General features: G+C 66.3%; 12 protein-coding genes. 7 read left to right on the top strand and 5 right to left on the bottom strand.

The genetic code is table 11. The features are described from left to right. The first annotated feature begins 52 nt into the window (after positions 1-52). From A3K89_RS06835 to A3K89_RS06815, 5 genes are all read left to right on the top strand, one after another. Positions 53-1,348 (top strand): lipase family protein, encoded by a 1,296-nt coding sequence (locus A3K89_RS06835; protein WP_254303459.1) that lies wholly within the window; start codon positions 53-55, stop codon positions 1,346-1,348. Positions 1,349-1,497: 149 nt separating this feature from the next. Next, on the top strand, positions 1,498-2,151 hold the full coding sequence (gene phoU / locus A3K89_RS06830) for a phosphate signaling complex protein PhoU (RefSeq protein ID WP_068423561.1): 654 nt from the start codon (positions 1,498-1,500) through the stop codon (positions 2,149-2,151). A gap of 37 nt (positions 2,152-2,188) precedes the next feature. Beyond that, positions 2,189-2,992 carry a transglutaminase-like domain-containing protein gene (locus tag A3K89_RS06825; RefSeq protein WP_068423662.1) on the top strand — a complete coding sequence of 268 codons (804 nt, stop codon included), beginning with the start codon at positions 2,189-2,191 and terminating at the stop codon, positions 2,990-2,992. A 23-nt stretch (positions 2,993-3,015) separates the two neighbouring features. Next, a complete protein-coding gene (locus A3K89_RS06820) occupies positions 3,016-3,591 on the top strand; it encodes an HhH-GPD-type base excision DNA repair protein (RefSeq protein WP_068423560.1) in 576 nt (191 codons plus the stop codon). 62 nt (positions 3,592-3,653) lie between these two features. Then, positions 3,654-5,906, top strand: a complete 2,253-nt coding sequence (locus A3K89_RS06815) for a DNA polymerase III subunit gamma and tau (protein WP_068423660.1) — start codon at positions 3,654-3,656, stop codon at positions 5,904-5,906. A 158-nt stretch (positions 5,907-6,064) separates the two neighbouring features. On the opposite strand, the gene A3K89_RS06810 is transcribed toward A3K89_RS06815, so the two are convergent. Then, positions 6,065-6,307, bottom strand: a complete 243-nt coding sequence (locus A3K89_RS06810; RefSeq protein WP_068423559.1) for a hypothetical protein — start codon at positions 6,305-6,307, stop codon at positions 6,065-6,067. A gap of 211 nt (positions 6,308-6,518) precedes the next feature. Here A3K89_RS06810 and A3K89_RS06805 point away from each other — a divergent pair, with 211 nt between their 5' ends. Next, a complete protein-coding gene (locus A3K89_RS06805) occupies positions 6,519-7,730 on the top strand; it encodes an acetyl-CoA C-acetyltransferase (protein ID WP_068423558.1) in 1,212 nt (403 codons plus the stop codon). Positions 7,731-7,740: 10 nt separating this feature from the next. Next, positions 7,741-9,879 carry a 3-hydroxyacyl-CoA dehydrogenase NAD-binding domain-containing protein gene (locus A3K89_RS06800; RefSeq protein WP_068423556.1) on the top strand — a complete coding sequence of 713 codons (2,139 nt, stop codon included), beginning with the start codon at positions 7,741-7,743 and terminating at the stop codon, positions 9,877-9,879. A gap of 52 nt (positions 9,880-9,931) precedes the next feature. Here A3K89_RS06800 and A3K89_RS06795 read toward each other — a convergent pair whose 3' ends face one another. From A3K89_RS06795 to mihF, 4 genes are read right to left on the bottom strand one after another with little or no spacing between them, the layout of a single operon-like run. After that, positions 9,932-10,612, bottom strand: a complete 681-nt coding sequence (locus tag A3K89_RS06795; RefSeq protein WP_068423554.1) for a GntR family transcriptional regulator — start codon at positions 10,610-10,612, stop codon at positions 9,932-9,934. A gap of 12 nt (positions 10,613-10,624) precedes the next feature. Further along, the gene (locus A3K89_RS06790) at positions 10,625-11,797 is read right to left on the bottom strand and encodes a cation:proton antiporter (protein ID WP_068423553.1); all 1,173 of its coding nucleotides are present in this window, start codon (positions 11,795-11,797) and stop codon (positions 10,625-10,627) included. 19 nt (positions 11,798-11,816) lie between these two features. Then, positions 11,817-12,299 carry a cation:proton antiporter regulatory subunit gene (locus A3K89_RS06785; RefSeq protein ID WP_068423551.1) on the bottom strand — a complete coding sequence of 161 codons (483 nt, stop codon included), beginning with the start codon at positions 12,297-12,299 and terminating at the stop codon, positions 11,817-11,819. Between the two features lie 50 nt (positions 12,300-12,349). After that, positions 12,350-12,664, bottom strand: coding sequence for an integration host factor, actinobacterial type (gene mihF / locus A3K89_RS06780; RefSeq protein WP_068423548.1), 315 nt, complete (start codon positions 12,662-12,664; stop codon positions 12,350-12,352). Positions 12,665-12,922: the final 258 nt, after the last annotated feature.

Here is a 12,922-nt window from a genome sequence, read left to right as displayed (position 1 = left end):
TTGCTACCGCTGAGTAAGAAAGCGGAGTCTCGAAGACGACGGGGGTTGTTGCATGCGTGTGTCACGGGTGTTCGGATCGGCTGTGGGCCTCGCGGTCATCGCCGCCACGGCGTTGACGCCGATGGCGACGGCGGCGCCCTCGACCGGGTCGACCGTCGAATCCGATTTCTACGTTCCGCCCAACCCGCTTCCCGCGGGGTCCCCGGGTGACCTGATCCGCACCGAACCGTCGCACCTCGCGTTGTCGGTCCCGGGTATCGGCGGCACCCTTCCCGGCGAGGCCACGCGAATCATGTACCGCAGCACCGATTCCAACGGCGATGCCAATGTGGTGACGGGCACCTACATCGACCCGGCCGCGAACTGGACCGGGCCCGGCGAACGTCCGCTCGTCGTACTGGCCCCCGGCACCCAGGGACAGGGTGATCAGTGCGCGCCGTCGAAGATGCTCAACAACGTCATCACGTACACGCCGCCGCTCGGCTTCATGGTCGAGTACGAGGTGCTCGCGGCGTACTCGATGTTGTCGCAGGGCTACGGCGTCGTCATCACCGACTACGAAGGCCTCGGTACTCCCGGTGCACACACGTACGTCAACAGGGCGGCCGAGGCTCATGCGGTGCTCGACGCGGCGCGCGCGGCGCGAAAGATCGAGGGCACCAAGGTGTCCGGTGGCGGACCCCTCGGTCTGTACGGCTACTCGCAGGGAGGTGGCGCGACGGCGGCTGCAGCGGAACTGGCCGGTGAATATGCTCCCGAACTCGAGATCGCCGGAACGTACGCGGGTGCACCCCCGGCGGATCTGAAGCAGACGCTCGACCAGGTCGACGGCACGATTCTCACCGGCGTCATCGGCTACACCTTGAACGGCTTGCTCGAATCGGATCCCGGGCTGCGTCCGATCATCGACGAGAACATCAACGACGCGGGCAAGGCGATGCTGAACCTCGTTGCGAATCAATGTGTCGGAGAGACGATTCTGACCGTGGGGTTGCATCGGACCCAGGAGTACACGACGACCGGTGAACCGATGTCCGTGGTGCTCGACCGTCTTCCCGTCGCGCAGGAGATCCTGGCCAAGAACAAGATCGGCGAACGGACACCGAACGCGCCCGTTCTCATCCAGTCCGGCACGTCCGACGACATCGTGCCTCATGGCCAGGCCGTCGAACTCGGCGGTGCGTGGTGCGGCAAGGGCGCGACGGTTCAGCTCAGCAGCGCGCAGCTTCCCGCCATCGTTCCGGGATCCGGTGCGGGACATCTGATTCCGGACATCCTGGGCCTCGGCGAAGCGCAGAACTGGATGAAGGACCGCTTCTACGGCGTGCCTGCTCCGACCAACTGCTGACGCCGAACTCACCGTCGCGCAACCGGCACTTACCATGATGTGCCAGTCTGTAGGCAGATCGTTCCGTCCAGAAGAGGGCGTAATCGGCGGCGCGACGGTGAGGACATGGGGCATGAATTCGATTTCGGGGCACAGGACGGTGGTCCGCGGTGCGTGAGAACTACAACAGCCGGCTCGACGCGCTCTCGGCTGATCTCGCCGAGATGTGCACGCTCGCGGAAGACGCGATGGCGTCGGCGACGAAGGCTCTCCTGACGGCGGATCTCGGGTTGGCCGAGACGACCATCAGCAGCAAAGAACAGATCGACGTGCTCGCCGCGCAGTGGGAACAGGATGCGTTCTCGGTGCTCGCGTTGCAGTCGCCGGTGGCCCTCGACCTTCGAATCATGGTCAGTGGCATCCACATTGTCGCGGACCTCCAGCGGATGGGTGGGCTCGCGATTCACATCGCGGAACTCGTGCGCAGGCGCCACCCGGCTCACGTGCTGCCCGACGAGGTGGAGGCCGTGTTCGCCGACATGGGACGCGTCGCCGTCGAGCAGGCGGACGCGGCACGTGAGGTGTTGCTGACCCGTGATGCCGACCTGGCGAAACAGCTTCGCGTCAAGGACGAGGCGATGGACGATCTGCACCGCAGCCTGTTCGAGCTGACGTCGTCGCCCGAGTGGCCGCACGGCGTCCCTGCTGCCGTCGACATCACTTTGTTGGGCCGGTTCTACGAGCGGTACTCCGACCACACCGTCGAAGTGGCCAGGCGAGTCACCTTCCTCGTCACCGGTGAACTTCGTCCCGACGACGCTTGAACAGCGGAATTCCGTCGGCAGTGGCAGGATCGGCACGATGAAACGTGACGTGTCCGCCTACCTCGACGTGGATGTCACCGAGGCCAGCGTTCTCGAGTTCCAGATTGCCGTCGCGCCGCACCCCGGCGCCGACGTCACCGAGGAGTTGTCCTTCACGCTCGACGGCGCTCCCGTTCGGGTCCGCGAGATCGAAGGTGCGCACGGCACCCGCATCCACACGCTGCGCGCGGGCGTCGGGAAGCTCGAGGTGTCGTATTCGGCGACGGTTCTCGGCCACGCCGAGCCGGCGCCGGTGTCCGACTACGATCTGTCGCTCTACCTCCGACCCAGTCGCTATGCCGAGACCGACAAGTTCTTCGGCTTCGCCGCAACGGAATTCGGTAACTACGAGCCGTCGGAGAAGCTTCTCGCCGAAGTGTCGTCGTGGGTCGGTGCCCGCCTGAACTACGTACCGGGCAGCAGTGACCCGATCGACGGTGCCGTCGACACGTTGCTGGCGGGTGCAGGCGTCTGCCGCGACTACACGCATCTCGTCGTGGCGTTGCTGCGCGCGGTGGGCGTGCCCGCGCGGCTCGTCGCGGTCTACGCGCCGGGATGTGATCCGATGGACTTCCACGCGGTCGCCGAAGCGTTCGTCGACGGCACATGGCGGGTGGTCGACGCCACCTGCCTGGCACCGAGGTCGACGCTGGTCCGGATCGCGACGGGGCGCGACGCCGCCGACACGGCGTTCCTCGACAACCACGGCGGCGCGATCACGTTGAACAACACGATCGTCCGAGCGGTCGTCGACGGTCCGTTGCCGTTCGACGACATCACGCAGATGGTCTCGATCACCTAGCGCTGCGTGAGAAGATCGGGGCCATGTCTCCCACGTTGCACCTGACCGGCGATGTCGAAGCCGATGCGTTGCTGGCCGAGGATCCGTTCGCGTTGCTCATCGGCATGCTTCTCGACCAGCAGGTGCCGATGGAGTCCGCCTTCGCCGGTCCGAAGAAGCTCGTCGACCGTCTCGGTGATCTGAAGGTCGACTCCATCGCAGCCGCCGATCCCGACGAGTTCGCGGCGGTGTGCGCGGAAACTCCTGCAGTACACAGGTTTCCGGGTTCGATGGCCAAGCGGATCCAGGGGTTGGCGGAGTACATCGTGGAGAATTACGACGGCAAGCCCGACGAGATCTGGCGACGCGAAAATCCCGACGGCGCCGAGGTGCTGAAGCGACTGAAGGCGCTACCCGGCTACGGCGATCAGAAGGCGCGGATCTTCCTGGCGCTTCTCGGCAAGCAGATGGGCGTCACCCCCGACGGCTGGCGCACGGCCGCGGGCGCGTACGGCGACGACGGGTCGCGTCGGTCGATCGCGGACGTCGTGGACGAGAAATCGCTCCTCGAAGTCAGGGAGTTCAAGAAGGCAGCGAAGGCGGCCGCGAAGAAGAAGTGAGTCGCGCAGGGGCGCGTGGGCCATGAGTGCCGGTGTCGGTGCTCGCCGGTACCCTTCTGTGCGTGGCTCTCTACCGGAAGTACCGTCCAGCGACGTTCGCCGAGGTCGTCGGGCAGGAGCACGTCACCGAGCCGTTGAGCGTCGCACTCAACGCAGGTCGGATCAACCACGCATACCTCTTCTCGGGCCCTCGTGGCTGCGGTAAGACGTCGTCCGCCCGTATTCTCGCGCGGTCTCTCAACTGCGCCGAAGGGCCCACGTCGACGCCGTGCGGCGTCTGCAGTTCGTGTGTCGCTCTCGCCCCGGGTGGGCCGGGCAACCTCGACGTCGTCGAGATGGACGCGGCCAGCCACGGAGGCGTCGACGACGCTCGTGATCTCCGAGACAAGGCCGTGTACGCCCCGGCCGAGTCGCGCTACGTCATCTTCATCATCGACGAGGCGCACATGGTCACGACGGCTGGCTTCAACGCCCTGCTGAAGGTCGTCGAGGAGCCGCCGGAGCATCTGGTCTTCATCTTCGCGACCACCGAGCCGGAGAAGGTGCTGCCGACCATTCGGTCGAGGACCCACCACTACCCGTTCCGGTTGCTGCCGCCGTCGACCATGCGCGGTTTGCTCGAGAAGATCACGACGCAGGAGTCCGTTCCGGTCGAGGATCCGGTGTATCCGCTGGTCATTCGTGCCGGCGGTGGCTCGCCGCGTGACTCGCTCAGCGTGCTCGATCAGCTGCTGGCAGGCGCCGGGCCCGAGGGCGTCACGTACTCGCGCGCGCTGTCGCTGCTCGGCGTCACCGACGTCGCACTGATCGACGAAGCCGTCGACGCCCTGGCCGTCGGTGACGGTGCGTCGCTGTTCGGCACGATCGACAAGGTCGTCGACGCGGGGCACGATCCGCGACGGTTCGCGACCGATCTTCTCGAGCGTCTCCGCGACCTGATTCTCATGCGCGCGGTTCCCGACGCGGGGGAGCGTGGTCTCGTCGACGTCCCCGGCGACGTGTTGGAACGTCTGAGGGACGAGTCCGAACGCATCGGTTCGGCGACCCTCGCCCGCTACGCGGAGATCGTGCACGCCGGACTCGGCGAGATGCGCGGCGCCACGGCTCCACGGCTTCTGCTCGAAGTCATGTGTGCGCGCATGCTTCTGCCGTCGGCGTCCGACGCGGAATCGGCTGTGCTGCAACGGTTGGAACGTCTCGAGCGTCGTCTCGACGTGACTCTGCCCGCCGGTGAGCAGGCAGCCGTACAGCAGGCGACGCCGCGTCGCCCGGTCGAATCGGCACCCGCACCTGCTGCTGCCCCGGCCGACGAGGTCGCGCCGAAGTTCGTTCGGCCATCGCAACGTGCGGCTGCCGAGGCTGCCGCCGTAGCACCCGCCGCCCCTCCAGTACCCGTAACCCCTCCAGAGCCCGCGGCCCCGGCTGCAGTCACTCCTGCAGTCACAGTGCCCACCCCTGAGCCCGCGCCCGTCCCCGAACCGGAGCCGACGCCCCAACCGGAGCCGACGCCCGAACCGGAGCCGACGCCGGAACCGGCACCCGTGCCGCGACCCACTCCGCAACCCGAGCCGACGCCGGAGCCCGAACCGCAGCCCGAACCCGAGCCGACGCCGCAGCCGCAACCGGATCCCGTTCCGCCACCGCTGTCGACGCAGGAGCCGGCGTACGAACCGGAGCCTGAACCCGAACCGGAGCCCGAGCCTGCCCCCGTCGGGTCGACCGCTCCCGACGCCGCCGCAGTACGTGCGGTGTGGTCCGAGGTGCGAGCCAAGGTGCGCGAACGCAGCCGCACCGTCGAGGTCATGCTGTCCGGTGCATCGGTGCGTGCGGTCGAGGCGGATTCCATCACGCTCGGCCACGACTCCGCGCCGCTCGCGAAGCGACTGCAGGAGCCGCGCAACGCCGACGTCATCCGCGACGCGCTACGTGACGTCTTCGGCGTCGACTGGACGGTGACGTGCGTCGTCGGAGCTGCGGTTCCGGTGGAGGAAGCACCCGTTGCGAAAGCGGCACCCGAGCCGCCGAAGTCCGCGCCCACCAAGTTCTCGCGGCCGAGCCAGAGCAGGCCCGCGTCCGATGATGCACGGTCCGGTTCGGGTGGTGGCGACTACGACGACATTCCCCCGCCCGAGGCGCCGGACTACCCGGACGACCCCGAACCGCCGGGGCCTCCGCCGCCGGAGACACCCGAGGACGAGGAAGAGCTGCTCAAGGCCGCAGCCGAACCCGCCGACCCGACGATCCGACGTGACCCCGAGACCGTCGCGATGGAATTGCTGCAGGCCGAACTGGGTGCCACACCTCTGAAGGAGTAGTGATGCCCAGGCGCTCGAGCTGGCACCCCTTCTGGCGACCTACCACCCCTGTTCGGACCTGATCAGGGGTGCTAGCTCTGCAATATGGGTGCTGGCTCCCCGAAATGGGTCCTAGCACAGCACAAGGATGCTCGCGGACCCAACACGAGAACGCGCATTCACGCCGGTTCGATGTCGTCGGGATCGACGAACACGAGGCGACCGTCGTCGAGTGCGACGGCGTATCGATGCGCGACGGCCCACGTCCTCAGACCCGCGACCGCGGACAGGTCGCCGAAGTCCTCCTTGACGACACCCGATTCCATGGGCCGCTGGTCGCGCGGCGCCTTCGAATCGGCGCTGTAGCGCACCTTGACGCGCGAGCCGACCGCGAACGGCTGCTGGGTGTCCATGGACATCATCTCCTGCTTTCTCGATGCCCCCCGCGTCGAACCTGTCGTCTACCCTCCCACGCGCGAACTCAAACGATTGCACCGGTCACGGACAACGCTCGTTTCGGTCCTTCATCAGTGCTTGAAACCCGTTCTACTGTGGTAGCAGCCGAGGTGTATTCCTCGTGTCCTGCGGTGCCCCGGTGCCGCCGAGTCGAGCAGGTGAAAGGAAGCGCACGCTGTGTCCACAGAGGCGTTCATTTACGAAGCCATCCGCACCCCACGCGGTAAGGGGAAGAACGGATCACTGCATTCGGTCAAGCCGATCTCGCTGGTCACCGGCCTGATCGACGAACTACGTCGCCGGTTCCCGGACCTCGACGAGAACCGCATCTCCGATCTCATCCTCGGAGTCGTCTCGCCCGTCGGCGATCAGGGCGCCGACATCGCGCGGACCGCTGTCCTCGAAGCGAAGATGCCGGACACCGTCGGCGGATTCCAGCTCAACCGTTTCTGCGCGTCGGGCCTCGAAGCGGTCAACCTGGCTGCTCAGAAGGTGCGATCCGGCTGGGACGAGGTCGTCATCGCCGGTGGCGTCGAGTCGATGTCCCGCGTTCCGATGGGTAGTGACGGCGGCGCCTGGGCGATGGACCCGGCCACCAACTACGACACGTACTTCGTACCGCAGGGCATCGGTGCCGATCTGATCGCGACGATCGAGGGGTTCAGCCGCGAAGACGTCGACGCCTACGCCGTGCAGTCGCAGGAACGCGCCGCTGCGGCATGGTCGGGTGGCTACTTCGCCAAGTCGGTCGTCCCGGTCAAGGACCAGAACGGCCTGCTGATCCTCGATCAGGACGAGCACATGCGTCCCGGTACGACCCTCGAATCGCTCGGCAAGCTCAACCCGGCGTTCACCGGCGTCGCCCAGATGGGCGGCTTCGACGACGTCGCGCTGCAGAAGTATCACTGGGTCGAGAAGATCAACCATGTCCACACCGGCGGTAACAGCTCGGGCATCGTCGACGGGGCAGCACTCGTGCTCGTCGGAAGCGAGCAGGCAGGCAAGGATCTGAACATGGTCCCGCGTGCGCGCGTCGTCGCGACCGCCACGTCCGGAGCCGACACGACGATCATGCTGACCGGCCCGACCCCCGCGTCGAAGAAGGTTCTCGCGACCGCGGGATTGACCGTCGACGACATCGACCTGTTCGAGCTGAACGAGGCGTTCGCGTCCGTCGTTCTGCGCTTCCAGAAGGATCTGCAGATCCCGAACGAAAAGCTCAACGTCAACGGTGGCGCCATCGCGATGGGCCACCCGCTCGGCGCGACGGGCGCCATGATCACCGGAACCGTGCTCGACGAGCTCGAGCGCCGCGGCGGTCGGTACGCCCTCATCACCCTGTGCATCGGCGGCGGCATGGGCGTCGCAACCATCATCGAGCGAGTCTGAGGTAAATACCATGAGCGAGAACATGATTCAGTGGGAACAGGACTCCGACGGCATCGTCGTGCTCACGATGGACGACCCCAATCAGGGCGCCAACACGATGAACCAGCTGTACAAGGATTCGATGGGAGCCACCGTCGATCGGCTGGAGAAGGAAGTCGACTCGATCACCGGCGTCGTCATCACGTCCGCCAAGAAGACGTTCTTCGCCGGCGGTGACCTGAACAACCTGATCCAGGCGAAGCCCGAAGACGCCCAGCAGGTGTTCGACGAGGTGCAGGGCATCAAGGCGCAGCTGCGTCGGCTCGAGAAGCTCGGCAAGCCCGTCGTCTCGGCGATCAACGGCGCCGCGCTCGGCGGCGGTCTCGAGATCGCGCTCGCGACGCATCACCGCATCGCGGCGAAGGTGTCGGGTGTGCAGCTCGGTCTGCCCGAGGTGTCGCTCGGCCTGCTTCCCGGCGGCGGTGGCGTCACACGCATCACCCGTCTGCTCGGCATCCAGAACGGATTCATGACCGTCCTCGCGCAGGGCACACGGTTCCGTCCGGAGAAGGCATTGGAAATCGGGCTCGTCCACGAGCTCGTCGACACCATCGACGAGTTGGTCCCCGCAGCGAAGGCGTGGATCAAGGCCAACCCCGAGGGCGGCGTCGCGCCGTGGGACGTCAAGGGCTACAAGATCCCGGGTGGAACGCCGTCGAACCCGAAGCTCGCCGCGGTGCTGCCCGCGTTCCCGTCGAACCTGCGCAAGCAGATCAAGGGTGCGCCGATGCCCGCGCCGCGCGCGATCCTCGCGGCTGCCGTCGAAGGCTCTCAGGTGGACTTCGACAACGCGTCGACCATCGAGTCCCGCTACTTCACCGAGCTCGTGACCGGGCAGGTCTCGAAGAACATGATCCAGGCGTTCTTCTTCGATCTGCAGGCCATCAACTCGGGCAAGTCCCGTCCGGACGGCATCGAGAAGACGACGTTCTCCAAGGTCGCCGTGCTGGGCGCAGGCATGATGGGCGCCGGCATCGCCTACGTGTGCGCCAAGGCCGGGATCGACGTCGTGCTCAAGGACGTCAGCATCGAGGCCGCACAGAAGGGCAAGGCCTACTCCGAGGGCATCGAGGCCAAGGCCCTCTCGCGTGGCAAGACGACGCAGGAGAAGTCCGACGCGCTGCTCGCGCGCATCCATCCGACGGCCGATCCGCAGGACACCGCGGGTGCCGACCTCGTCATCGAAGCTGTCTTCGAGTCCGAGGAACTGAAGCAGAAGGTGTTCCAGGAGATCGAGGACATCGTCGAACCGACGGCGTTGCTCGGATCCAACACCTCGACGCTGCCGATCACGTCGCTCGCGACGGGTGTGAAGCGCCAGGAAGACTTCATCGGTATCCACTTCTTCTCGCCCGTCGACAAGATGCCGCTGGTGGAGATCATTCGCGGTGAGAAGACGTCGGATGCGGCGTTGGCGAAGGCCTTCGACCTGGTCCAGGCCATCAAGAAGACGCCGATCGTCGTCAACGACAGCCGCGGATTCTTCACCTCGCGCGTCATCGGAACCTTCATCAACGAGGCCATCGCGATGCTCGGTGAGGGCGTCGAGCCGTCGACCATCGAGCAGGCGGGTCTGCAGGCCGGCTACCCGGCTGCGCCGCTGCAGCTGTCCGACGAGTTGACGCTGACGCTCATGCAGAAGATCCGCAAGGAGACGTACGACGCGCTCGTCGCAGCAGGTCAGACGCCGCCCGAGGATCCTGCGGGTGCCGTCATCGACAAGATGGTCGACGAGTTCGAGCGGCCGTCGAAGGCCAAGGGCGCCGGGTTCTACGAGTACGCCGACGGCAAGCGCACCGGCCTGTGGCCCGGACTGCGTGACGCGTTCAAGTCCGGCACGGCGGAGATCCCGTTCGAGGACCTCATCGAGCGCATGCTGTTCATCGAGGCCATCGAGACTCAGAAGTGCTTCGACGAAGGTGTCCTGACGACGACGGCCGACGCCAACATCGGCTCGATCTTCGGCATCGGCTACCCGGCGTGGACCGGTGGCGTGCACCAGTACATCGTCGGCTACAAGGGTGGCCAGGCCGGCTTCGTCGAGCGTGCGGACGAGCTCGCGGCGAAGTACGGCCCGCGGTTCCAGGCGCCGAACTCCCTACGGTCGTAGGCGGCTGACGCCGCACGTGAGTGCGAATGTACAGCCCGCTGTACATTCGCACTCACGAGTCGCGGTACGCGACCAACCGCTCCGCACAATCGGTGAACTGCTGCTGCATCAACCGGCATGCCTCGTCGACGTCGGACGCCTTCAGCGCCGCGATCAGTTGCTCGTGACTGCGGACCGCTTCGCGTCCCCAGTCCAGGTCGACGGCGTACAGCCTGGTCGGGGTGTAGCGCGTCGCGTTGTTCAGGAACCACGCGAGCTTGCTGGCCTCGGCGAGCCGGTTGAGCACGCGGTGAAATTCGAATTCGGCGATCTCGACCTCGTTCGGCTGACTCTTCTCGACCGCGTCGGACAGCTCGGCGTTGAATTTCTCCAGCTCGGCGATCACATCGGGCGTGATCCGGGGAGCCGCGCGTCGGACCAACTCGACGGCGATCTGGCCCTGCAACCAGAAGATGTCGACGATGTCGTCGGGCGTCAACGGCGACACGACGTAGCCACGATGCGGTACCAGTTCGACCATGCCTTCGCCGCGCAGCGTCAGCAGTGCTTCGCGCACCGGCGTGACGCTCACGCCCAGCTCCGCGGCTGTCTCGTCGAGCCGAATGAAGTCACCGGGCCGGATCTCGCCCGACATGACGACATGCCGAACATGGTTGGCGACGTCCTCGGACAGCTGCGGTCGTCGACGCAGCGCGGACACGCCTGAAGTCGCAGTTCGACGTCTCTCGGCCATCGGGCTAGCCAATCACATCGCGGGCTTGGAACGAACGAGGGTCCGCGCGATCGGCTCGACGACTCGCGCAGCAACCGGACCCAGAACCGCCATGAGCAGCACATATGCGGTAGCCAGCGCGGCCAGTTCGCCTTCTACGGCTCCCGCGGACACCGCGAGACCTGCGATGACGATCGAGAACTCACCGCGCGCGACCAGCGCCGCGCCCGCGCGAAGACGTCCAGGCCTCCCGATGCCCTGACGCCCGGCCGCCCACGCGCCGGTGATCATCTTCGTCGCCGTCGTCACGGCGGCCAGCAGGATGGCCCAGCCCAGGACCGGGGGAACGGTCGCCGGGTCGGTGCTCAGCCCGAAGACGACGAAGAACATCGCGGCGAACAGGTCTCGCAGCGGCTCGAGGACGCGGGTCGCGTTGTCGGCCGTCGACCCTGAAATTGCGATTCCCAGCAGGAACGCGCCGACGGCGGCCGACACCTGCAGTTCCGACGCGATGCCCGCGACGAGCAACGCGGACCCGAGGACTTTGAGAAGTACGACCTCACGGTCGGGACTGTCGACGATCGCCGAGACGATGCTGCCGTACCGCAGCGCGACGACCAGGACGATCGTGATGACGAGCAGCGATACGCCGAGCGCTTCGAGACCACCGAGGAAGCTGACACCGCTGAGGACGGCAGTCAGAATCGGCAGGTAGACGGCCATCGCGAGGTCCTCGAACACGAGAATCGACAGCACGACGGGTGTCTCGCGGTTGCCGAGCCTGCCCAGGTCGGTCAGTACTTTCGCGACGATTCCCGACGACGAGATGTACGTGACGCCACCGAGCACGAGCGCGCCGACGCCTCCCCACCCGAGCAGCAGGGCCGCGACAGCTCCCGGCACGAAATTGAGAACCAGGTCGACGAGACCGGCCAACCAGGATCTGCGCAGACCGGTGACGAGTTCGGTGGCGGTGTATTCGAGCCCGAGCAGCAGGAGCAGCAGGATGACGCCGATCTCGCTGGCGATTTCGCTGAACTCGTCGATGCCCGCGAGGTTGACGAATCCGCCGTTGCCGAAGCACAGCCCACCGAGCAGGTAGAACGGGATCGGAGACACGCCGATCTTGCCTGAGAGTCGCGCGAGGAGGCCGAGCGCGAAGAACACCGCGCCGAGTTCGGTGAGGGCGAGCGCGCTCTCGGCCATCGGCTCAGCCCGTCGTCTCTCAGGCTTTGCCGAGAAGCCTGGATGCAGCGTCGAGTCCGTCGGCGGTACCGACGGCGACGAGCAGATCTCCGGAGGTGAGCGTGAATTCAGGAGTGGGCGACGGCTGCACTTGACCTGCGCGCATGACCGCGACGACCGACACACCAGTCTTGGTGCGCATCATCGTGTCGCCGAGGGTTCGGCCGTCGAATCGCGAGCCTTCCCGAATGGGTAGCTGCCGCGTGTTGATGCCGGGAAGGTCTCGATGGTCTTCCCCGAGCTGGGCAATGAGTTGCGGCGTGCCGAGCAGATTGCCCAGCGCCGCCGCTTCCTCATTGCTCAAGGTGATGGACGCCTGTGTTGCGTCGGGGTCATCCTTGCGCGAGACGATGAGTTCGTTCGCGCCGTCCTTACGGGTGATGACCCCGATGCGGCGCCCGGATGCGAGGGCGAAATCTTTCCGCACCCCGATCCCGGGCAGCAGAGTCACTTCGACGTTCATGGGCAAATGCTAACCCCGCGGAATGTGACCTGCGCCTCCTCGTGTGTCGATCAGGATGCGACGGCAGCCAGCAGCGCTTCACGCTGGTTGGCGCCGAGGCCGCCGATGCGGCGGGTGTCTGCGATCGCCAGCTGCTCGAGCAGCTGTGCGGCGCGCACCGAACCGACACCCGGCAGGGCCTTGATCAGGGCCGACACCTTGGTCTTCTTGACGATTTCGTCGTTCTCGGCCTTCGCGAGAACGTCAGCAACGCTGAGCTCGCCGGACTTGACGGCGGCCAGCAGCTTCGACCGGGCAGTGCGTGCCTCGGCCGCCTTGGCCAGAGCCGCAGTGCGCTGTTCCGGTGTCAATACTGGTAAAGCCATGGCCTTATCTCCTCGATAGTGGTGACCCGTCGCTCGCTGACATGGTCTACGACCTTCTTGCATCGTGCCTGGTGGCTCCGACAATGTATCGGAACAACACGCGTGTCATTCCCCGTGAGCCACCGTTCCTTCCCCGTCAGGCTACGTGCTCTGCGTTTCGGGGTGTGCCCCGACCAGCAGTTGGACCGGGAGTGCAGCCCGCGGAACGACCCGATCGAGCCGGGAGTGCAGCCCGCGGCACGACCCGGGTGCACGGCC

Origin of the sequence: Rhodococcoides kyotonense, from assembly GCF_001645385.1 — a bacterium.
Lineage (GTDB): Bacteria > Actinomycetota > Actinomycetes > Mycobacteriales > Mycobacteriaceae > Rhodococcoides > Rhodococcoides kyotonensis_B.
This window is presented reverse-complemented; position numbering and strand designations above follow the sequence as displayed.

Coding starts and splice junctions, on each gene's coding strand:
- A3K89_RS06835 (WP_254303459.1), top strand. CDS start 53: ATGCGTGTGTCACGGGTGTTCGGATCGGCTGTGGGCCTCGCGGTCATC.
- A3K89_RS06825 (WP_068423662.1), top strand. CDS start 2,189: ATGAAACGTGACGTGTCCGCCTACCTCGACGTGGATGTCACCGAGGCC.
- A3K89_RS06820 (WP_068423560.1), top strand. CDS start 3,016: ATGTCTCCCACGTTGCACCTGACCGGCGATGTCGAAGCCGATGCGTTG.
- A3K89_RS06810 (WP_068423559.1), bottom strand. CDS start 6,307: ATGATGTCCATGGACACCCAGCAGCCGTTCGCGGTCGGCTCGCGCGTC.
- A3K89_RS06800 (WP_068423556.1), top strand. CDS start 7,741: ATGAGCGAGAACATGATTCAGTGGGAACAGGACTCCGACGGCATCGTC.
- A3K89_RS06795 (WP_068423554.1), bottom strand. CDS start 10,612: ATGGCCGAGAGACGTCGAACTGCGACTTCAGGCGTGTCCGCGCTGCGT.
- A3K89_RS06790 (WP_068423553.1), bottom strand. CDS start 11,797: ATGGCCGAGAGCGCGCTCGCCCTCACCGAACTCGGCGCGGTGTTCTTC.
- A3K89_RS06785 (WP_068423551.1), bottom strand. CDS start 12,299: ATGAACGTCGAAGTGACTCTGCTGCCCGGGATCGGGGTGCGGAAAGAT.
- mihF (WP_068423548.1), bottom strand. CDS start 12,664: ATGGCTTTACCAGTATTGACACCGGAACAGCGCACTGCGGCTCTGGCC.